Below are 20,913 nucleotides of genomic sequence, written 5' to 3' on the forward strand. Positions count from 1 at the left end.
GTGTTTTTTGAGGTTGGTAGATTAATCTTCAATCCATTTAGTCGTGCGTCCCACGGCTTTGTTCCAGTTGTGTACGAGTTGGTCTACTTCTGTTTTTGGCATTTCGGGAGAAAAGACTCTGTCAACCGACCATTGTTTTTGTAATTCGTCTACACTTTTCCAATACCCTACGGCTAATCCGGCCAGATAGGCGGCGCCCAGTGCTGTTGTTTCGAGTGTTTTTGGACGTATTACTTTAAAACCAAATAAATCAGATTGGAATTGCATCATTAGATTGTTGACAACAGCTCCGCCATCGACTCTTAATTCTGTTCCTGCATTTCCCGAGTCCGCTTCCATTGATTTTGCTAAATCATATACCTGATAGGCAATCCCTTCTAAAGTGGCACGTGCTATATGTGCGCTGGTTGTTCCTCTGGTAATACCTAAAATAGCTCCTCTTGCATATTGATCCCAATGCGGGGCACCTAATCCTGTCAGGGCAGGGACAAAATAAACACCGCCATTGTCCGGAACACTTGCCGCTAAGGCTTCGATTTCGTCTGATGAGTTAATCATTTTTGCACCGTCGCGCAGCCATTGTACGGCCGCTCCGCCTACAAAAACACTTCCTTCCAGCGCATAAGTTGTTTTGCCGTTTATCTTCCAGGCGATGGTGGTTAAGAGATTGTTTTTAGAATAAACAGGTTTGTCTCCGGTATTCATTAGCATAAAACAACCGGTGCCGTACGTATTTTTCATCATTCCGGGTTCGGTGCACAATTGTCCAAAAAGGGCTGCCTGCTGATCTCCGGCTACACCCGAAATCGGAATTTTTGAGGAAAATAACGTGGTGCTGGTTTCGCCATATATTTCGCTGCTTTGTTTTACTTCGGGTAACATGGCTCTTGGAATGTCAAATAATTCGAGTAATTCGTCATCCCATTCTAAGGTATGAATGTTTAATAATAAGGTTCTGCTCGCATTAGAAACATCGGTCATGAACATTTTGCCACGCGTTAGTTTCCAAATAAGCCAGGTGTCTACAGTTCCAAAACACAGTTTTCCCTGTTCAGCTTTTTCACGTGCGCCTTCAACATGGTCTAAAATCCATTTTAATTTGGTTCCGGAAAAGTAGGCGTCCAGTATCAGTCCTGTTTTTTCCTGGATCATATCGGAATGCCCTTTTGCTTTTAATTCATCACAATACTTGGCTGTTCGGCGATCTTGCCAAACAATGGCATTGTACAAGGGTTCGCTGGTTTCTCTGTCCCAGACAATGGTGGTTTCGCGTTGGTTCGTGATTCCAATTGCCGCGATTTCTCTTCCCGAAATTCCCACTTTTGCAATCACTTCGGCTGCAACACTGATTTGGGAAGACCAGATTTCATTTGGATCGTGTTCTACCCATCCCGGTTTTGGAAAAATCTGTTCGTAAGGTTTTTGAGAAATGCTCACAATTTCGCCATCATGATTAAACACGATGGCTCTCGACGAAGTGGTTCCCTGATCCAATGTTAAGATTAATTTATTTTGCATAATGGTGGATATGTGGTTAGGTTTGTTTTTCGTGAAAATCGGATAATAAAAATCCGTTGGCAAGATGTTTGAACTCGGCTATTTGTCTTTGAATCCATATTTCGTCATGACCGAGTTCTTTCGCCAGTAACTGCGCTACTTTTTCGCAACAGCTAATGGCTGCCCGTGCGTCTAAAAATAACAAACGAACTCTTCTCGCTAGTACATCATCTATCGTTCGGGCCATTTCATAGCGAATAGACCAGGCAACTTCTGCCATCGTATAGTCGTAATCCGGATGTAGTTTTTCTTTTAATTCGGGTTCCATGTTTTGTAATTCTGCTATTTTAGGAATATCAGTTCCGTATATATACAAATGATTTGCTCGTGCTGCGGAATCCGTTTTGATATTTCCGTGAATGGAGAGCTGTTCTGTTTTACATTTCTTTTTAGGTAGACTATGTACCGCAATGGCTTTGTCTATAATGTCTTCAGCGATTCTTCTGTAGGTGGTCCATTTCCCGCCCGTTATGGTGATTAATCCGGTTTCAGAAACAATGATTTTGTGACTTCTGGATACTTCTTTGGTGCTTTTTCCTTCTTCTTTTGGTGCGGCCAAGGGTCTTAGTCCGGCAAAAACAGACAGCACATCGGCACGTGTCGGTTTTTTTGTTAAAAAGCGTTGGGCGGTTTCTAAAATAAATTCGATTTCTGCTTCGAGTGCAATGGGTTCGAGGCTGTGTTTTTTAATTAAAGTATCAGTCGTTCCTATTACTATTTTGTTGTGCCAGGGCACCGCAAACAAAACTCTTCCGTCACTTGTTTTTGGAATCATCAAGGCCTGATCACCCGGTAAAAAGGAACTGTCAAATACCAAATGAATGCCCTGACTTGGAACAATATATTTTTTGTACACCGTGTCGTTTAGTTTCATTATCGCGTTGGTGAAAACACCGGTTGCGTTGATGACAGCCTTTCCTTTTATATCGTATTTAATACCGGTTTCATGATCAATTGCCTGTACACCTGTTACCTGATTGTGGTCGTCTTTTAACAGATTGACGACTTTGAAATAATTTAGAAGACAAGCGCCTTCTTCTACTGCAGTTTGTGCAATGTTTATGGCGAGACGGGAATCATCAAATTGGCCGTCTTGATAAACAACGCCGCTTGTTAGGTTTTTTTGTTCTACGGTAGGCAGAAGTGCTAAGGTTTTTTCTTTTGAAATGTATTTCGATCGTCCCAAACTTAATCTTCCCGCCAGCAAATCATAAACCGTAAGGCCGATGGTGTAGAAATAACCGCCCCACCAGTTGTAATTGGGGATCACAAAGGATTGATTTTTGACTAAATGACCTGCATTTTGCGCCAGTAACCCCCTTTCTTTTAAAGCTTCCTGTACTAAAGGGATGTTTCCCTGCTCCAGATAACGAACGCCGCCATGAACTAATTTAGTGCTTCTGCTGGAAGTACCTTTTGCAAAATCTACTGCTTCAACCAAAACGGTTTTGTATCCTCTGCTTGCGGCATCAAGGGCAGTCCCGAGTCCGCTTGCACCACCTCCAATCACTATAACATCCCATTCCTGAGTTTGTTTTAGTTTTGTTAGCTGTTCTGTTCGTTTCATCCTATGCTTTTTTTAGTTTGATTTTATTTTGAATACCAAATATAACGAAACCAAATGAAGCGGAAGTGAATAGAGAGCAGATATGATTGCTGTTAAAAAGGAGCAAAGAATTGTATCTGTTTTAATGTAACTTATGCGATTTTGAGTGTTAAAAATCATCTATTTTTGGAGTATAACCCCTTAAAAGTTATACCTATATATGTAATCGCGATGTTTACAGATAAATCTGTAATTTTTGGAAACATATTATTAAAATACTTCAAAAATGAATAAGCAAGGTTAATATTTAAAAAAAATAGATACTTTTGTTGCAGAAAAATAGAGCAATGGCAAAGAATTTAGTAATAGTGGAATCACCTGCAAAGGCGAAAACGATAGAGAAATTTCTAGGAAGTGATTTTCAGGTAGAGTCAAGTTATGGACATATAGCCGACTTACCATCAAAGGAAATAGGGGTAGATGTAGAAAATGGATTTAAACCTAAATATGAAGTTTCTTCTGATAAAAAAGCTTTAGTAAGTAAACTGAAAACACTATCTAAAAATGCCGAAATGGTTTGGTTGGCGAGTGATGAGGACCGCGAAGGGGAAGCTATTTCATGGCATCTTGCGGAAGAACTAAAACTGGATACCAAAAAGACAAAGCGAATTGTTTTTCATGAGATTACCAAAAGTGCAATTCTTAAAGCAATTGACAATCCAAGAGAAATTGATTATAATTTAGTAAACGCTCAACAAGCGCGTCGTGTTTTAGACCGTTTAGTGGGGTACGAATTATCACCGGTTTTATGGAGAAAGATTAAAGGTGGTTTGTCTGCCGGTCGTGTACAGTCCGTTTCTGTTCGTTTGATCGTAGAGAGAGAACGTGAAATTCAGAATTTTAGCGCTGTAGCAAGTTATTCTGTAGTAGCAGAATTTGTTAACGAAGCCGGAAAAACATTCAAAGCAAAACTGCCAAAAAACTTCAATACAAAAAAAGAAGCCGAAGATTTCTTAAAACAAAATGTCGGTTCTATATATAAGGTAGCAGATTTAGAAACGAAACCTACCAAAAAATCTCCAACAGCACCTTTTACAACGTCGACTTTGCAACAAGAAGCGGCCAGAAAGTTGTATTTACCGGTTGGTATTACCATGCAATTAGCACAACGTTTATACGAGGCGGGACTTATTACTTATATGAGAACCGATAGTGTGAATCTTTCTAAAGATGCGATGGATGCCGCTGAAGCTGAAATCATCAAATCATACGGAAAAGAATTCTCTAAGCCACGTACTTTTGCCAATAAAAGCAAAGGAGCGCAAGAGGCACACGAGGCGATTCGTCCGACAGATATGTCACGTCACACCGTAAATATTGATCGTGATCAGGCACGTTTGTACGATTTGATCTGGAAAAGAACATTGGCGTCTCAAATGAGCGATGCACAATTAGAAAGAACAAATGTAAAAATTGAAGCCAACAATCACGGCGAAATTTTTACAGCTTCAGGAGAAGTTTTACTTTTTGAAGGTTTCTTAAAAGTATATTTAGAAGGACATGATGATGATGAGGAAGAGCAGGAAGGAATGCTTCCGGCATTAAAAGTAAACGAGAAATTAGCAAACAATTATATTACCGCTACCGAAAGATATTCAAGACCACCGGCACGTTATACAGAGGCTTCGTTGGTTAAAAAATTAGAGGAATTAGGAATCGGGCGTCCGTCTACGTATGCACCGACTATTTCGACGATCATCAACAGAAATTATGTTGAAAAAGGAACTCTTGAAGGTCAGGAACGTAATTATACCCAACTTACTTTGCAAAACAGTAAGGTTGGTGAAAAGTTGTTAAAAGAAAATACAGGTTCTGATAAAGGGAAATTAGTTCCTACAGATATCGGAACTATCGTAACAGATTTCCTGGTTAAGAATTTTGGAAACATCCTTGATTATAATTTCACGGCAAAAGTAGAGCAGGATTTTGATGAGATTGCCGAAGGAAATATTGATTGGGCTGTCATGATGAAGGAGTTCTACGATAAATTCCATCCGAATGTAAAAGAAGTGGAAGCGAATGCGGAACGTGAAAGCGGAGAAAGAATTTTAGGAAAAGATGCAGACGGAAGACAGGTTTCTGTTCGTTTAGGAAAATTTGGACCAATGGCTCAAATTGGAGAAGCGGATGATGAAGATAAAAAATTCGCCAGTTTGATGTCGGATCAGAATATTGGAAACATCACTTTAGAAGATGCTCTTAATCTGTTTTTATTGCCTAAAAGTTTAGGAGAATATAAAGGAGAAGAAGTAGAGGTGAGTAATGGTCGTTATGGCCCTTATGTACGTCACGGAAGTGTTTTTATCTCTTTGCCAAGAGGAGAAGATCCATTAGGGGTTTCGAAAGACAGAGCACAGGAACTAATTGATGAAAAAGCACTTGCTGATGCACCAATTGCAGTTTACAAAGCAGAACCGGTTCAGAAAGGTGTGGGGCGTTTTGGTCCTTTCATTAAATGGAATGGTCTTTTTATAAACGTAAGTAAAAAATACAACTTTGATAATTTATCACAAACAGATGTTGAAGAACTGATTGAAGATAAATTACAGAAAAATATAGATAAAGTCCTTCACAATTGGGAGGATGAAGGGATTTTAGTTGAAAAAGCACGTTGGGGTCGTTCGGTGATAACAAAAGGTAAGATTAAAATTGAACTAAGCAAAGAGGTTGACGCTACAAAGCTGACATTGGCTGAGGTTCAGGAAATGATCGCCAAAAAAGCACCGGCAAAGAAGACACCGGCAAAAAAAGCAACAACAACTAAAAAAGCTCCAGCTAAAAAACCAGCTGCTAAAAAGAAATAAAAAATGGAATTTGATTTTCTAGAACCGGTTAATGACGGAATTTTAAAATTCATTAGTTCATTGTCTTCTCAGGAATTAGGCAGTAAGGTTGTTTTTCATACTCAGGATCAGTTTCCCGATATTAGTAAAGTCACTATTGCGATTATTGGTGTTTTAGAAGATCGCCGTAATAGTGGTGTTGTTAATGAGGTAAATCTGACAGCTGTTCGAAAGAAATTTTATGGTATGTTTCCCGGTAATTGGGACGCTTCGATAGCAGATTTAGGAGATATCCTTGCAGGAGATTCTGTAGAGGATACGTACTTCGCACTTAAAAAAGTTACATCAGCTTTAATTAAGAATAAAGTGATTCCGATAGTTTTAGGAGGTTCACAGGATTTGACGTATGCTTTGTATCGTGCTTATGACGATTTGGAGCAAATGGTGAACATGGTTTCGGTAGATAATAAATTTGATTTTGGTAAAGACGATGAAGCGGTTTCTGCGAATTCTTATTTAACAAAAATTATTATTGACGAACCGAATAATCTCTTTAATTATTGTAATATTGGATTTCAGACGTATTACAATTCTCAAGAAGAAATTGATTTAATTGAAAAGCTGTTTTTTGACGCTTACCGTTTAGGTGAGATTTCGAATAAAATCGCTTTGGCTGAACCTGTTTTTAGAGATGCTGATTTAGTTAGTATTGATTTAAATTCGGTAAAGTCATCGGCTTCGGGGAATATGGTTTCTTTTGAGCCGAATGGTTTTAATGGAAAAGAGATTTGTGCCTTGGCGAGATATGCCGGAATTAGCGATAAAGTTTCGTCTTTTGGGGTTTTTAATCACAACAGTACTGTACCGGAAGCGGCAATTATTGGCCAGATTGTTTGGTATTTTATCGAGGGATATCACTACCGATCCAAAGAATACCCATTTGGAAGCAGGGCGAATTATTTAAAGTATATTGTTCCTTTAGAAGAGGAAGAATTGATATTTTATAAAAGTGACAAAACCGATCGTTGGTGGATTGAAATTCCTTACGAATCAAACGGTCACAATAAATTAAAAAGAAATACGTTATTACCCTGTTCTTACGATGAATATTTGCTTGCTTGCAATCAGGAATTACCGGAAAGATGGTGGAAAGCGCAGCGAAAAAACGCTTTGTAGACGGAAATTTTAGCGAAAATCAGGACTTTTTAAAGTTGTGAGAAAAAAGTTAAGAAACATTAGTAGGAAAAAATTTATAGAGTATAAAAAATAACGTTTTACGTCGATTTTTTGCGTTAGTTTATCGATAAAATATTTTTTTTTTATTTTATTTAACATTATTTTTGAACGGTGAAATAAATTTCGTGACTAGTATTGTTTTTTAGCTAAATAATAAATACGTTTACGGACTTATAATAATGAATAGATAATCCCAAATTTATATGAAGAAGTTTATTGCATTTGCAACAATATTAACCCTAGTTGTCGGCTGTGGAAAATCAGGTGATAAAGGTGAGTTAGTTGGTGTTACAGGAGGAAAATGGCATCCTGAAAAACCTTATGGAATGACATTGGTTCCAGGTGGGTCTTTTATTATGGGTAAATCAGATGCTGATTTGGCTAATGTAGAAGATGCTCCAACTAAAACAGTGACAGTTCGTTCGTTTTATATGGACGAAACTGAAATTACCAACAGTGAGTACCGTCAATTTGTGGAGTGGGTAAAAGACTCTACAATGAGAGTTCGTTTGGCTATTTTAGCTGACGAAACAGGTCAAAAAGGAGCAGGAGATGGTAAAGGTAAAAAAGCAGGTAGTATTGCTGATTATGCATTTAACGATTCTGATCCTGAAAAAATGACAGCTTACGACAAGTATATGTATGATAATTACTACAGCGTAGGAACGAAAGATGATCCATATGCAGGTAGAAAATTGAATAAAAAAGTTAAGTTAATTAAAGATACTAAAGCGTATCCGGATGAGTATTACACTGAAGTAATGGATTCTATGTATTTGCCTATCGAAGAGTCTTACAATGGTTTAAGAACAATTGATGTAAATAAATTGAAATTCCGTTATTCTTGGATGGATATTCAGGCTGCAGCAAAAGCTAAAGTAGGTAAAAGAAAAGATTTCGTTAAAACAGAACAAGTAAGTGTTTACCCTGATACTACGGTTTGGATTAAAGATTTCGCTTACTCTTATAATGAGCCAATGCACAATGACTATTTCTGGCACAAAGCTTATGGAGATTATCCTGTAGTTGGTGTTACTTGGAAACAAGCAAAAGCATTCTGTGCTTGGAGAACTTTGAACAAAAACAGTTATATTAAATCTAAGAAAAAAGGACGTGACTTAGTAAATGCTTTCAGATTGCCAACAGAGGCAGAGTGGGAGTATGCTGCAAGAGGAGGTCTGGAATCTGCTACATACCCTTGGGGAGGTCCTTACACGAAGAGTGACAGAGGTTGCTTCTTGGCAAACTTCAAACCAAGCAGAGGAGATTACGCAGCTGATGAGGCTTTGTATACTGTTGAAGCTAAATCTTACGACGTAAATGGTTACGGATTGTACAATATGGCAGGAAACGTTTCAGAGTGGACAGATTCAGCTTACAATCCAAATGCATACGAATATGTTTCAACAATGAACCCTAACGTTATTGATGGAAACAATCAAAGAAAAGTAGTTCGCGGTGGATCATGGAAAGATGTTGCTTACTTCCTACAAGTAAGTACTCGTGACCACGAATACGCAGATTCAGCTAGAAGTTATATTGGTTTCCGTACCGTTCAGGATTATATGGGTACTCAGGTAACTGGCAAAAAGAAGTAATTTCATAAATTAAATATCCAAATCAAATCTATTTCAAATTAAAACCTAAAAAAAAGTATTATGGCATTATTAAGTAAAAAAGCAATGAATTTCGCTTATGGTATGGGAGCGGCAGTAGTAATCGTTGGAGCATTATTCAAAATTACTCACTTTGAGATTGGACCATTAACAGGAACATTGATGTTATCAATCGGATTGTTAACTGAGGCGTTAATCTTTGCACTTTCTGCTTTCGAACCTGTTGACGAAGAGTTGGACTGGACTCTTGTTTACCCTGAATTAGCTAATGGACAAGCTAGAAAAAAAGCGGATAAAGTTGAAACTCCTTCTGATGCCCAAGGATTGTTGTCTCAAAAGTTAGACGTTATGTTGAAAGAAGCTAAAATTGACGGTGAATTAATGTCAAGTTTAGGAAACAGTATTAAAAATTTCGAATCAGCTGCTAAAGGAATTGCTCCTACTGTAGATTCTATCGCTTCTACTAAAAAATACAGCGAAGAATTGTCTATGGCTGCTGCACAAATGGAATCATTAAACAGCTTATACAAAGTACAATTAGAAAGCGCTGCAAGAAATGCAGATGCTAATAAAGAAATTGCTGACAATGCCTCTAAATTAAAAGAACAAATGCAATCAATGACTGCAAACATTGCTTCTTTAAACAATGTTTACGGTGGTATGCTTTCTGCAATGAGTAACAAAGGATAATTAGTTTTTAACTACTATATTAAAATTATTAATAAGAACTAATTAGAAAAAAATGGCAGGAGGAAAATTAACCCCTAGACAGAAGATGATTAACCTGATGTACTTGGTTTTCATCGCAATGTTGGCAATGAACGTGTCGAAAGAAGTAATATCAGGTTTTGGTTTATTTAACGAAAAATTCGAAGCTTCTAACACTACAGCAACTACAAATAATACCTCTCTATTAACAGCCTTAGATCAAAAAGCGGCTGAAGCAAAAGGAGAATTTGCTATCGCTGCAGTAACAGCTCACAAAATTGAAGCAGTTTCAAAAGATTTTTACGCTTACATCGGAACTTTAAAAGCACAATCTATCAAAGGATTTGAAGCAGATAAAGAAACGGGTAAATTACCTTACGAGTCTATGGACAGAGGAGATAATATCGACGACTGGTTTACAGGAGACGGTTATACTGCTAAAGGGAATGAGATTATCGCTAGAATTCAAAAATACAAAGCAGACATTAAAGCTGCTTTAGGATCAGATAAAAAATACGCTAACATTATTTCAGAGATCGATCAAAAATTTGATGTATCTGATGTTAAAAACAAAGACGGTATAAAAGAAAAATACTTAGCTTATCATTTTAAAGGTTTCCCTGCAATCGCATCAGCTGCTAAACTTTCAGCTTGGCAAAATGATGTTACTAAATTGGAAACTGATGTTTACAACAGTGCTTTAGGTAAGGCTGCGGTTGCTGCTGCATCTTATAGCAATTATCAAGCAATTGTTGTTTTAGACAAAAATGCTTACTTCCAAGGAGAAAAAGTTACAGGTAAGGTAGTTTTAGGTCGTTATGACGAAAACACTAAACCAACTTCATTCCAAGGTCCTGGACAAATCGTTAACGGACAAGCGGTTATTTCATTAACTGCCGGAGGTGTTGGAGAGCAAGATATTAATGGTCAATTTACTTTCTTGGAAGACGGAAAAAACATTCCTCTTAAATTTGCCGGGAAGTATGTTGTAGTACCAAGACCAAATGCTGCTACTATTTCTGCAGATAAAATGAATGTAGTTTATAGAGGAGTGGTTAACCCAATCTCTGTATCATTCGCTGGTGTTGATGCAAACAAAATTGTTGCAAGTGCTCCTGGATTAGTTTCTGCAGGTAAACCAGGTAAATATAACATGAGCCCGGGTCAAGGTACTGAAGCTACAATTTCTGTAACTGGAACATTGCCAAACGGTGATAAAGTAACAGACAAGAAAACATTCAGAATTAAAGGTATTCCTGGACCAACAGGAACAATTAGAGGTGAGATGGGTGTTGTTAAAGGACCTAAATCTAACTTAGAAATTGCTACTATTGGTGCTAAATTACTTGATTTTGATTTTGAAGTTGGTTTAGATGTTGTTGGATTTAATTTAAAAGTTACTGGACAACCTACAGTTGTAGTTAGCGGTAACAGATTAAATGCACAATGCAAACAAATTCTTTCAAGAGCAGGTAAAGGAGATCAAGTTACTATTTCTGAAATTAAAACTAAACTTGTTGGAGCTGGTAGTTATTTATTACCAAGAACTGCTCCGGTAATTTACGAAATACAATAATAAAGTAGGTAAAACTACGTTCAATATCTTATAATGGTATCATGATGAAAGTAAGAATTTTTTTAATAGCTATTGTTTCTATCGCTGGAGGTTTTGCTTCTAATGCGCAATCGAATTTGCTTAATGCAAAAACACCGGATCAGATAGGACTTAAAACTCCTGCGCAGCTTATCTCCGATAATGATAAACCATTAGCTTATGGTTATGTTGATGACAGAGATGTATTGATGGGGAAAACTACTTGGGAAATCATTGATTTAAATGAAAAAATTAACTTCCCATTATACTTTCCGGTAGATACGGCTAATATTGGCCCTGACAGACGTTCTCTTTATGACGCTTTGACTAAAGCTATGAAAAATGGCAAAATAACTGAAGTGTATTCAGATAGCTATTTTAATACTAAAAAATCTCTGAAAGACATCCAAGGATCATTATCACGTATCGATACAACTGATGCAGGTAGAGAGTTAATTAACCAATACCCTGATGACTACAAAACTCACGTTGTGAAGAAAAAAGTAGTTACCGGTACAGGTAAAAAGAAAGTAGTAACTTATGTTGACGAAACTGTAGGTGCTACCAGAACCGTTCCTGCTGAATATATTTTGAAGCAAGATCTTACCTCTGCTGATGTTACACAGTACAAAATAAAAGGATACTGGTATTTCGACAAACGTCAAAGTGAATTGAAATATCGTTTATTGGGTATTTGCCCGGTAACTCCTGATGTTTATACTATGAACAGTGATGAGAAGGATTATATCGAGTTGTTTTGGATTTTCTATCCAAACTCAAGAGAAGCATTGCACGAAGCAAAAGCTTTTAATGACAATAACTCAGCGCTTCCGATTTCATTCGATCAGATTTTAAACTCAAGACGTTTTAACGCTATTTTGTACAAAGAAGAAAACTTGTACGGAGATCGTGAGATCAAAGAATACATGAAAGACAATGCACAAAATCAGTTGTTAGAATCTGAAAGAGTAAAAGAGAAGATTCGTAACTTCGAACAAGATATGTGGAACTACTAAGTTTCTGAAATTAAATTATATGAAAAACTCTTACTGCCTTGGTAGTAAGAGTTTTTTTTTGGTCGTATCTGAGGCGCTTTCAGGTGTAAATACGTGGTTTTCAATGTGGTGTAGGATATTGTCGTTATTTTTTTGTAATTTTAATAAATGTGTCGAGAATATTCAGGGTTCAAGTCTTGAAGTTGTGAAGCAGTAAAATTGGATGTCATAATTTAGTTTGTTTTGAAAATACAGACAGCGTTTGTTCTTTCGACGAAGGAGAAATCTCCACAAGTAGCTCTGTAAAAACGAGCTTAGTAAACAAAGATTTTTCCTTTTTTGAAATTGACAGCATTGCGGAAAATGAGGCTTGATGCATATTCAGTGAGTGTACGGAGTTACGTTTAATATCTTATAGTATTTATCATGATGAAGATTAGATTTTTCTTAGTAACAATTGTTTTTATTGCAGGAAGTTTTACTTCAAACTCACAATCCAATTTGCTTAATGCGAAAACGGCGAATCAAATTGGACTTAAGACTCCCGCTCAGCGTATATCAGATAATGATAAACCTTTGGCTTATGGTTATGTTGACGACAGAGATGTATTGTTGGGTAAGACCGTCTGGGAGATCATCGACTTGAATGAAAAAATTAACTTCCCATTATACTTTCCGGTTGATACCGCCAATATTGGCTCGGAGAGACGTTCGTTATATGATGTTTTGACAAAAGCGATGCGGAACGGTAAAATAACCGAAGTTTATGCGGATAGTTATTTCAATACTAAAAAATCGTTGAAAGACATTCAGGGATCATTATCCCGTGTTGATACAACGGACGCAGGAAGAGAGTTAATTAATCAATATCCGGACGATTATAGGACACGTATTGTAAAGAAAAAAGTGGTGACCGGTACCGGTAAAAAGAAAAGCGTGACGTATGTTGATCAGACCGTTCCGGCTTCGAGAACTGTTCCTGCCGAATATATTTTGAAGCAAGACCTTACCGCTGCTGATGTGACCCAATATAAAATAAAAGGGTATTGGTATTTTGATAAACGTCAGAGTGAATTGAAATATCGTTTACTGGGTATTTGCCCTGTAACTCCCGATGTGTATACGATGAATAGTGATGAAAAGGACTATATTGAATTGTTTTGGGTTTTCTTTCCCAATGCGCGCGAGGTATTACATGAAGGGAAGGCTTTTAATGATAAAAATTCGGCACTTCCTATTTCGTTCGATCAGCTTTTAAATTCGCGGCGTTTTAATGCCGTTATCTACAAAGAAGAAAACGTTTATGGGGATCGTGAAATAAAAGATTATATGAAAAACAATGCCGACTATCAATTGTGGGAGGCTGAAAGGGTTAAGGAAAAGATTCGCGACCTCGAACAAGATATGTGGACCTACTAGGCTCGTAAAATTAAATTATAAGAAAAACTCTTAGTACCTTTGTAGTAAGAGTTTTTTTTATTTTACCATTATTGAATATGATTGATTATCTCATTGTCGGATCAGGATTAGCCGGAATTTCGTTTGCTGAACGAGCGCTTCAAAACCATAAAACTATTTTAGTAATTGATGATAAATCTCAAATATCATCAAGAGTGGCGGGAGGTTTATACAATCCCGTTATTCTAAAGCGATTTAGTGAAGTCTGGAAAGCACAGGAGCAATTAGATTTGATGGATGAATTCTACAGTCAGTTGGAAGCTAAATTGGAAACCAAATTTAATTTCAGGCTTCCTATTCTCAGAAAATTCTTTTCTATTGAAGAGCAGAATAACTGGTTTTTAGCCTCTGATAAACCACTGTTGGCTAATTTCCTTTCTACAAAGTTGATTTTTAAGAAATATACAGGAATCGATTCGCCTTTTGATTATGGTGAAGTATTACACACAGGTTATGTCGATACAGGACTTTTGTTGGATAAATATCAGGCGTATTTGATTCAGAATAAGTTGTTGCAACAGGAATCATTTGACTATTCTAAATTGATTGTTGAAGAAGATTTTGTAACCTATAATGGGATTGAAGCCCGAAATGTAATCTTCGCAGAAGGCTTTGGTTTGCACGCCAATCCATTTTTTCAGGATTTGCCGCTTGATGGTACAAAAGGGGAGTTGTTTATTATAAAAGCACCGGATCTTGATTTGGATGTTATTGTGAACACCAGCGTCTTTATTTTGCCTCTGGGAGATGATTTATACAAAGTGGGTGCTACTTACAATTGGCAGGACAAAACTGCTACTCCAACAGCAGAAGGAAGAGCGGAATTAACAGAGCGTATTCAAGAGATCATCAATTGTGATTTCGAGATTGTATCGCATTTTGGTGGAGTAAGGCCAACAGTAAAAGACCGAAGACCTATTATTGGTACACATAACCTACATCAACGATTACACCTTTTAAACGGGCTGGGAACACGTGGTGTAATGCTCGGACCGGCAATGGCAAAAGATTTGTTTGCTTATATTGAAGACAAAACGCCTTTAGATCCGGTGATTGATATTTACCGTTTTTATAAAAAAAGAAAATAAGTAGTTTATTGTTTTTTTGCTTTTGGATCTGCTTTTGCATCGTAAGAGACGAACATATTGATGTAGATGTTTCTTGAAAGACGCAAAACAAAAGGGAATAACACTACTAAAGTAACAATAATAGCCAGAAACGATTGCTCGATAGTACTCTCAAAAAACACGAACGAAACAATAAAAGCTGCAATTCCCACTGCGACATTTAATCCGTAGCTCACATACATTGCACCGTAGAAAAAGGAAGGTTCAATTTGATATTTTAATCCGCAATGGCTGCAGTTCTCATTCATTTTGAGAACTTTAGTCAAATGAAGCGGATTTTGGTCTGCATACATGCTTTCATTTTGACATTTTGGACAACTTCCTGTTAAAATACTATTTATTTTAGATCCTTTTTTGAACATTTATATGGGGCGTATTTATGAAATAGTGTGGACTTGATTTAAAATTTTAATAATTCGTACTGAACGATCGTCTTTTTTTGATTGCTTCGAATTCAATGTAAATATAGTGATAAAGTTTGTCTTTTTTATGGAATTGGGAATCTCGTTTGTTTGTATTTTGAGTCATTTTCGCTAGTGCTTTGGGGCTGAATAGGTTTGCCGGAGAATATTCAGAATAGTGTTGTTTTCTATGATTTTTGTTGATTTTGTTGATAAATATTTCTCTTTTTACGTACTCCCACATTTTTCATGAGGGGCTTTTTTGTATCATTGTATAGTTTAAGAAATTCTAATTAAAATATCGTAATGGCTATAAATTTACAAAAAGGGCAAAAAATTGATATTGGCTTGTTTAAGATTACAATTGGGTTAGGATGGGATCCAAATGAAGGAACGGGACACGATTTTGACTTAGATGCTTCAGCGATTATGATTAATGCAAACCGTAAGCTTTTAGGAGAAAATTATTTTGTCTTTTACAATAATCTGAACTCTCCCGATGGAGCATTAGAGCACACAGGAGACGATCCGACAGGAGGAAACAGTGATGGTGATGATGACGAAGCAATAAAGGTAGACCTCAGTAAATTAGATGCTACTGTTGAAGAAATTCTTTTTGTAGTGACTATCGAAGATTTTGAACGTAGAAAACAAAATTTCGGACAGGTGCGAAATTCTTATATCAGAATTGTAGATGATGCCAACGGTCAGGAAATTGCCAAGTACGAATTAGACGAGGATTTTTCTATAGAGACCGGAGTAGAATTTGGCAGGTTGTACAAACGAAACGGTAATTGGAGATTTGAAGCTTCCGGTATCGGGTATAGAGCCGATTTAAGTTTTTTTCTGGAGAAATATTACTCAGGAGAAATTATTAAATAAAACCCGGGATTTCAAATAGAGTAAGAATCAATTGGAGTATGGGTCAATGTCATTAAATTAAGGATTCTTAAAGAAAGTCTCACGTAGATTTTAACAGAACAAAAAAATCCGCAAAATCCGCAAAATCTGCGTGAAAAAATCTCTTAACTTTATGACAGTAAGGTATGGTTTGAGTAAACGATATCGTTTAGAATATGCATTTTTTAAATAAAGACTTTTGGAAATAAATTATAAAAATTACAGTCACCTTTCTTTTGATTTGTGGCTGACTTTAATAAAATCAAATCCGGAATTTAAGCAAAGAAGGAACTTGTTATTCAAGGATTTCTTTGAAATTAACCATGGAATTGAAAAAGTAAATGAAGTAGTTCGGTATTATGATGTTTTATGCAATACAATTAACGAAAAAACAGGATTAAATTTAGATACATACGAGATTTATTATTTAATTTTAAGCGCTTTAGACGTAGATATGGATCAAAACGGAACAGATCGACTGTCTCAGTTTTATGATCATACAGAAGAATTGTTTCTGGAGTTTAAACCGGTATTAATTTATCCGGAGATACAAAAGATGTTTAAAGACGTTACCGATCAGGGTAAAACGATTAACATTTTGAGCAATACCGCCTTTATTAAAGGTCGAACTTTAAGAAAGGTATTGCAACATTACGAGTTGTCGGAGTATTTTAAATTTCATATTTACTCGGATGAAGTTGGGTTTTCAAAACCAAACCAGCAGATTTTTCAATTGGTATTGGATGAAATTGAGACTTATAAAAAAATAGAAAAAAAAGATGTTTTGCATATCGGAGATAATCCTATTGCAGATTACAATGGAGCATTAGAGTTTGGTTTTAATGCACATTTATTAAAAAATTAAAAGTGAATAAAAGTTACAGCTTACACAAAATAACAGAAAAAGAAAACTGCCCCTTTGAGGAGGCAGCCTATAGCAGGTTTAAATTTGGAGATAAATTCTATGCAGAGCAATTTGCAAAAGAATTGTTTGAAGGATTTGCTGTTCAATTTAAAGACCTAATCTTGTCTAATACAGAGATTGTCATTTTACCAAGTCCTTATTTGTCCATTCCGACAGCATCAAACTTTTTATGCTACTATTTTAAAAAAGAACTCAATGGGTTTTTGTTTAAAAATGGTAAAAAGGCCTGTATTGAATCTAAAATTTACAGAAATCAAACCTATGTTACCGATTATGGAAATTTGGATTTTGAGGAGAGAGTTAAATTAATCTCAAACGATACCTACTACATCGATCGTAATTTTATCGAGGGCAAACTTTGCATTTTTGTTGATGACATCAAGATAACCGGTAGCCATGAGCATACGGTAATAAAGATTCTGGATCAATATGATGTAAAAGGAGATTTTGTTTTTGTTTATTTTGCGGAATTAGTAAACAAAGGAATTCATCCAAAAATCGAAAATCACTACAATTATTTTGCAGTTCACAATGTAGAAGATATTGTTTCTATTATTAACAGTGAGCATTTTCAGTACAATACCAGAATTGTAAAATTTATTTTGAGTCTGGACGCAGAACAGTTTGCTTTTTTGGCAGCCAGCATTCCGACGGCAAAAAGCAACGAATTATTTCATCTGGCAATTAGTAATAACTACCATCAAATTTTAGAATATAAAAGCAATATTAACGTAATAAAAATAGATTAAATTATGGCTATCAATTTGCAAAAAGGACAAAGAGAAAATATAAATGCGCCAAAATTCACCATTGGTTTAGGATGGGATACAAACAACAGTAGTACAGGTTCAGGTTTTGATCTTGATGCTTCTGTTTTTATTCTGGGAGATAACGGTAAGATATTATCAGACTCTCATTTTATATTCTACAATAATCTAAAGTCACCGGATGAATCAGTTATTCACACAGGAGATAACCTGACAGGAGACGGAGACGGAGATGATGAGCAAGTAAAAATAGATTTAACCAAAATTGATGCAGCAGCAAAAGAAATTTGTGTTGTAGTTACAATTCATGATGCCCACAACAGAAAGCAAAATTTCGGACAGGTGCGTAATTCATTCATTCGTATTGTAGACGATTCGAATACGACTGAATTAGTTAAATACGAATTAGAAGAAGATTTCTCTATAGAAACGGCCGTTGAATTTGGAAGAATATACAACAAAGACGGACAATGGAAATTTGAAGCTAAGGGAGCCGGAATGAAAGGCGGATTAGAAGATTACTTAAATAAATATAACTAAGATATGGCAATTAATTTAGAAAAAGGACAACGTATTAATCTTGAAAAAAGTAACGGTACAAAATTACAAAATATTTGCGTAGGTGTAAACTGGGGTGCAATTGAGAAAAAAGGATTTTTCGGTACTAAAAAAGAAGCGGTAGATTTAGATGCCAGCTGTGCGATCTATGATGATAAAAAAAATCACATTGATTCTGTAAACTTTAGAAAACTAATTTCTAATGACCGCGCTGTGAAACACAGTGGAGATGATTTAACAGGAGATTTAAATGGTGATGACGGATTAGACAACGAAGTTATTACGTTAGATTTCTCTCAACTGTCACCGTCTGCTAACCACGTTGCCTTTTTTATAAACAGTTTCAGAGGACAGGATTTCAAAGACATTCCTTTTGCTTCTATCAGAATTTACGAAGGAACTCCAACCCGAGTAAGTGAAGAGTTTGCACGTTACGATATTGCAAACGATGCCACTTTTGCCGGAAATGTATCTATGGTTTTAGGTGTTTTTTACAAAAGAAACGACGACTGGAAATTTAGCGCAGTGGGTGTACCGACAAACGATAAAAAACTGGAGCAAACGATAGTTACTATTCAACAGAACCACTTATAAAATCATGTTAGAAAATCAATTAGTTACTCAGGAGAATACTGCTTTAATTGATAAAGACGGAAATGTAAATCTGGCTTCTGTAACAGAAGCAGATGTAAACAATTACAAAGCCATCTCCAATCAGTTGAATGAAAACGACGCCAATTCGATTCTGAATTATGGTGCCGAAATTCAAAACTCGATCGCCAAACAAAGTGATACTTTTTTGACCAATGTCAGAACGTATAATTCCGGTGAGGTAGGAACTTTGATTAATGATTTACTGACCGAATTAAATTATGTAGACGTAGATCAGTTAGATCAAGGGCCGTTTAAAAGGTTCTTGTCTAAAATTCCTTTGTTGAATAAGCTAATTACCGATGTAAAAAAGTTATTCCAGGAGTACGACAGAATTACGGTAAACATTGATAAAATCAGTAATAAGGTAAAAGCCGGAATGATCAATTCTGTGAAAGATAACAGTGCACTTCAAACGATGTTTGACGGTAATGTGAATCTGATCAAAGAAATGGAAAAACACATTATTGCAGGGCAAATTCGATTTAAAGAATTGAACGAAGAGCTTGCTGTAATGGAAGGAAAAAGTGCCGATTATCAGGATTATCAAATCTCAGACAAAAGAACTTTCATTAATCGATTAGACAAACGTCTTGCCGATATGAAAATCGTGCGTTTTATCATGTTGCAATCTTTGGCGCAAATTAGAGTAGTGCAAAACAACAATACCTCTATTGCCGAAAAAGCACAGTCTATTTTGACCACTACAATGCCGGTTTGGAAAAACCAACTTACATTGGCCGTTGCGTTACAAAGACAAAAACAGAATATTGAGATTCAAAGAAGAGTGTCTGAAACGACCAATACTATTTTGCAAAAGAATGCAGAAATGCTGAAACAAAACAGTATCGAAGTGGCGAGGGAAAACGAGAACACCATCGTTTCACTTGAAACACTTAAAATGACGACAAAATCTTTGATCGATACCCTGACAGAAGTAAAACAAATACACGATCAAGGTACAGAAACCAGAAGACAATTGGATGCCGGTTTACAAAGTCTGGAACAAGAATTGAAAAAAGGCGTCGTAAGCTAGAGAATTGAATATTTGAAATTAGATAAATGCAGGAGGAAGAGGAGAGCTATCTTCGAATAATAAAAGACAGTAACAGAAAACTTGTGATTTTAGAATTGTTATCCAATTTCTTTAATCACAAGGATCTTGTTGGGGTTTTGGTAAGAACGAAAATCATTCATACGCTATTTCAAAACAATCGAATATTAGACATTAATAAATTAGAATTATTTCATATTCAGTTTACCAACAGTCTGATCGATTTGTTTCAAAAAATAAAAAAATCAAAAGAGCAGCAGTATCTTTTAATCACAGACGAGATTTATATTAATGATGATATTGTATCAAAGTTAAAAGTAGAAATCGGTGAGACCAAGTTTGCCAAACAAATGCAGCTTCACGCACAAAACATGTCCAAAAAGATCGAAGAACTCTATCAGTTGTTCGTTTCAGATACCGACAGTTTTTTTAATTGGAATGACATAGTGGCTTTTTCTCAAAATATTCAGGCCGAATATTACAGAGAAATTACAATTGAGCAATATGAAAAGCTTTCCCAATTCAATAAAAGCGTATACGAAAATGCGCATGCTAAATTTGAAAAGAAACTTTTAGGACGGTTAAACATCCTGAATTTTAAAATCAAGTTTTTGTGTGGATTGGTTTGCAACAACGAGACCATAGAGATTTACGAGTTTAGAGATTCTAATGACAAATTTGTTTTTGTCTCGAACGAAAAATCGTTTTATTTCTGGAATGAAGAAGTGACGTTAGGAGTTGATATTTCGAAAAACGGTTCTGCCAAAGAAAGCATTTTGAGAGATTTGAAAACCAAAAATGCCGAGTTAAAGAAAGAACTCAGTACGATAAAAACAACGCTGCCCGAAACAGTTCTCGAGGTGTTAAAAGAATACCACGAAAAAATTTCATCAGTAGATTTTCTGGACGAATTACAGAACGTTGATGAACAAACAAATATTTTAAAAACAATGTTGAATATTAATATTAATTAAAGA

General features: G+C 36.0%; 18 protein-coding genes. 15 read left to right on the forward strand and 3 right to left on the reverse strand.

Features of this window, described 5'->3' with window-relative positions; genetic code table 11:
* Positions 1-21: 21 nt before the first annotated feature.
* A complete protein-coding gene (gene glpK, locus LNP23_RS09090; RefSeq protein WP_047778523.1) occupies positions 22-1,518 on the reverse strand; it encodes a glycerol kinase GlpK in 1,497 nt (498 codons plus the stop codon).
* 16 nt (positions 1,519-1,534) lie between these two features.
* Positions 1,535-3,124: a glycerol-3-phosphate dehydrogenase/oxidase gene (locus tag LNP23_RS09095; RefSeq protein WP_230004640.1), complete on the reverse strand. Its 1,590-nt coding sequence runs from the start codon at positions 3,122-3,124 to the stop codon at positions 1,535-1,537.
* Positions 3,125-3,450: 326 nt separating this feature from the next.
* On the opposite strand from LNP23_RS09095, the gene topA reads away from it, so the two are divergent.
* The 8 genes from topA to LNP23_RS09135 all read left to right on the forward strand — a co-directional run bounded on the left by topA (position 3,451) and on the right by LNP23_RS09135 (position 14,641).
* The gene (topA, locus tag LNP23_RS09100) at positions 3,451-5,967 is read left to right on the forward strand and encodes a type I DNA topoisomerase (protein ID WP_230004641.1); all 2,517 of its coding nucleotides are present in this window, start codon (positions 3,451-3,453) and stop codon (positions 5,965-5,967) included.
* 3 nt (positions 5,968-5,970) lie between these two features.
* Positions 5,971-7,122, forward strand: coding sequence for a formimidoylglutamase (locus LNP23_RS09105; RefSeq protein ID WP_230004642.1), 1,152 nt, complete (start codon positions 5,971-5,973; stop codon positions 7,120-7,122).
* A gap of 263 nt (positions 7,123-7,385) precedes the next feature.
* On the forward strand, positions 7,386-8,780 hold the full coding sequence (porK, locus tag LNP23_RS09110) for a T9SS ring complex lipoprotein PorK/GldK (protein ID WP_047778527.1): 1,395 nt from the start codon (positions 7,386-7,388) through the stop codon (positions 8,778-8,780).
* Positions 8,781-8,840: 60 nt separating this feature from the next.
* A complete protein-coding gene (porL, locus tag LNP23_RS09115) occupies positions 8,841-9,488 on the forward strand; it encodes a type IX secretion system motor protein PorL/GldL (protein ID WP_047778528.1) in 648 nt (215 codons plus the stop codon).
* A 52-nt stretch (positions 9,489-9,540) separates the two neighbouring features.
* The gene (gene porM / locus LNP23_RS09120; RefSeq protein WP_047778529.1) at positions 9,541-11,082 is read left to right on the forward strand and encodes a type IX secretion system motor protein PorM/GldM; all 1,542 of its coding nucleotides are present in this window, start codon (positions 9,541-9,543) and stop codon (positions 11,080-11,082) included.
* Between the two features lie 44 nt (positions 11,083-11,126).
* Positions 11,127-12,116, forward strand: coding sequence for a type IX secretion system ring subunit PorN/GldN (porN, locus tag LNP23_RS09125; RefSeq protein WP_230005148.1), 990 nt, complete (start codon positions 11,127-11,129; stop codon positions 12,114-12,116).
* Positions 12,117-12,524: 408 nt separating this feature from the next.
* Positions 12,525-13,514 carry a type IX secretion system ring subunit PorN/GldN gene (porN, locus tag LNP23_RS09130; RefSeq protein ID WP_230005149.1) on the forward strand — a complete coding sequence of 330 codons (990 nt, stop codon included), beginning with the start codon at positions 12,525-12,527 and terminating at the stop codon, positions 13,512-13,514.
* A 77-nt stretch (positions 13,515-13,591) separates the two neighbouring features.
* Entirely contained in the window at positions 13,592-14,641 is a 1,050-nt protein-coding gene (locus LNP23_RS09135) for an NAD(P)/FAD-dependent oxidoreductase (protein WP_230004643.1), read from the forward strand.
* Positions 14,642-14,646: 5 nt separating this feature from the next.
* Here LNP23_RS09135 and LNP23_RS09140 read toward each other — a convergent pair whose 3' ends face one another.
* A complete protein-coding gene (locus LNP23_RS09140; protein WP_230004644.1) occupies positions 14,647-15,042 on the reverse strand; it encodes a DUF983 domain-containing protein in 396 nt (131 codons plus the stop codon).
* Positions 15,043-15,387: 345 nt separating this feature from the next.
* Here LNP23_RS09140 and LNP23_RS09145 point away from each other — a divergent pair, with 345 nt between their 5' ends.
* The 7 genes from LNP23_RS09145 to LNP23_RS09175 all read left to right on the forward strand — a co-directional run bounded on the left by LNP23_RS09145 (position 15,388) and on the right by LNP23_RS09175 (position 20,910).
* Positions 15,388-15,963: a TerD family protein gene (locus tag LNP23_RS09145; RefSeq protein ID WP_230004645.1), complete on the forward strand. Its 576-nt coding sequence runs from the start codon at positions 15,388-15,390 to the stop codon at positions 15,961-15,963.
* A 217-nt stretch (positions 15,964-16,180) separates the two neighbouring features.
* Complete coding sequence (locus tag LNP23_RS09150; protein WP_230004646.1) at positions 16,181-16,846, forward strand: HAD family hydrolase; 666 nt, start codon at positions 16,181-16,183, stop codon at positions 16,844-16,846.
* A gap of 2 nt (positions 16,847-16,848) precedes the next feature.
* On the forward strand, positions 16,849-17,655 hold the full coding sequence (locus tag LNP23_RS09155) for a phosphoribosyltransferase family protein (protein ID WP_230004647.1): 807 nt from the start codon (positions 16,849-16,851) through the stop codon (positions 17,653-17,655).
* Between the two features lie 3 nt (positions 17,656-17,658).
* Positions 17,659-18,213 carry a TerD family protein gene (locus LNP23_RS09160; protein WP_047778538.1) on the forward strand — a complete coding sequence of 185 codons (555 nt, stop codon included), beginning with the start codon at positions 17,659-17,661 and terminating at the stop codon, positions 18,211-18,213.
* A gap of 3 nt (positions 18,214-18,216) precedes the next feature.
* Positions 18,217-18,825, forward strand: coding sequence for a TerD family protein (locus LNP23_RS09165; protein ID WP_047778539.1), 609 nt, complete (start codon positions 18,217-18,219; stop codon positions 18,823-18,825).
* Between the two features lie 4 nt (positions 18,826-18,829).
* A complete protein-coding gene (locus tag LNP23_RS09170; protein WP_047778540.1) occupies positions 18,830-19,918 on the forward strand; it encodes a toxic anion resistance protein in 1,089 nt (362 codons plus the stop codon).
* Positions 19,919-19,944: 26 nt separating this feature from the next.
* Positions 19,945-20,910 carry a hypothetical protein gene (locus LNP23_RS09175; protein WP_230004648.1) on the forward strand — a complete coding sequence of 322 codons (966 nt, stop codon included), beginning with the start codon at positions 19,945-19,947 and terminating at the stop codon, positions 20,908-20,910.
* Positions 20,911-20,913 lie beyond the last annotated feature (3 nt).

This window comes from Flavobacterium cupriresistens (genome assembly GCF_020911925.1).
In the GTDB taxonomy this organism is placed as follows: Bacteria; Bacteroidota; Bacteroidia; order Flavobacteriales; family Flavobacteriaceae; genus Flavobacterium; species Flavobacterium cupriresistens.

What these genes read in the sequence shown, in the direction of transcription:
- glpK (WP_047778523.1), bottom strand. Translation starts at nt 1,518, where the DNA reads ATGCAAAATAAATTAATCTTAACATTGGATCAGGGAACCACTTCGTCG.
- LNP23_RS09095 (WP_230004640.1), bottom strand. Translation starts at nt 3,124, where the DNA reads ATGAAACGAACAGAACAGCTAACAAAACTAAAACAAACTCAGGAATGG.
- topA (WP_230004641.1), top strand. Translation starts at nt 3,451, where the DNA reads ATGGCAAAGAATTTAGTAATAGTGGAATCACCTGCAAAGGCGAAAACG.
- LNP23_RS09105 (WP_230004642.1), top strand. Translation starts at nt 5,971, where the DNA reads ATGGAATTTGATTTTCTAGAACCGGTTAATGACGGAATTTTAAAATTC.
- porK (WP_047778527.1), top strand. Translation starts at nt 7,386, where the DNA reads ATGAAGAAGTTTATTGCATTTGCAACAATATTAACCCTAGTTGTCGGC.
- porL (WP_047778528.1), top strand. Translation starts at nt 8,841, where the DNA reads ATGGCATTATTAAGTAAAAAAGCAATGAATTTCGCTTATGGTATGGGA.
- porM (WP_047778529.1), top strand. Translation starts at nt 9,541, where the DNA reads ATGGCAGGAGGAAAATTAACCCCTAGACAGAAGATGATTAACCTGATG.
- porN (WP_230005148.1), top strand. Translation starts at nt 11,127, where the DNA reads ATGAAAGTAAGAATTTTTTTAATAGCTATTGTTTCTATCGCTGGAGGT.
- porN (WP_230005149.1), top strand. Translation starts at nt 12,525, where the DNA reads ATGAAGATTAGATTTTTCTTAGTAACAATTGTTTTTATTGCAGGAAGT.
- LNP23_RS09135 (WP_230004643.1), top strand. Translation starts at nt 13,592, where the DNA reads ATGATTGATTATCTCATTGTCGGATCAGGATTAGCCGGAATTTCGTTT.
- LNP23_RS09140 (WP_230004644.1), bottom strand. Translation starts at nt 15,042, where the DNA reads ATGTTCAAAAAAGGATCTAAAATAAATAGTATTTTAACAGGAAGTTGT.
- LNP23_RS09145 (WP_230004645.1), top strand. Translation starts at nt 15,388, where the DNA reads ATGGCTATAAATTTACAAAAAGGGCAAAAAATTGATATTGGCTTGTTT.
- LNP23_RS09160 (WP_047778538.1), top strand. Translation starts at nt 17,659, where the DNA reads ATGGCTATCAATTTGCAAAAAGGACAAAGAGAAAATATAAATGCGCCA.
- LNP23_RS09165 (WP_047778539.1), top strand. Translation starts at nt 18,217, where the DNA reads ATGGCAATTAATTTAGAAAAAGGACAACGTATTAATCTTGAAAAAAGT.
- LNP23_RS09170 (WP_047778540.1), top strand. Translation starts at nt 18,830, where the DNA reads ATGTTAGAAAATCAATTAGTTACTCAGGAGAATACTGCTTTAATTGAT.
- LNP23_RS09175 (WP_230004648.1), top strand. Translation starts at nt 19,945, where the DNA reads ATGCAGGAGGAAGAGGAGAGCTATCTTCGAATAATAAAAGACAGTAAC.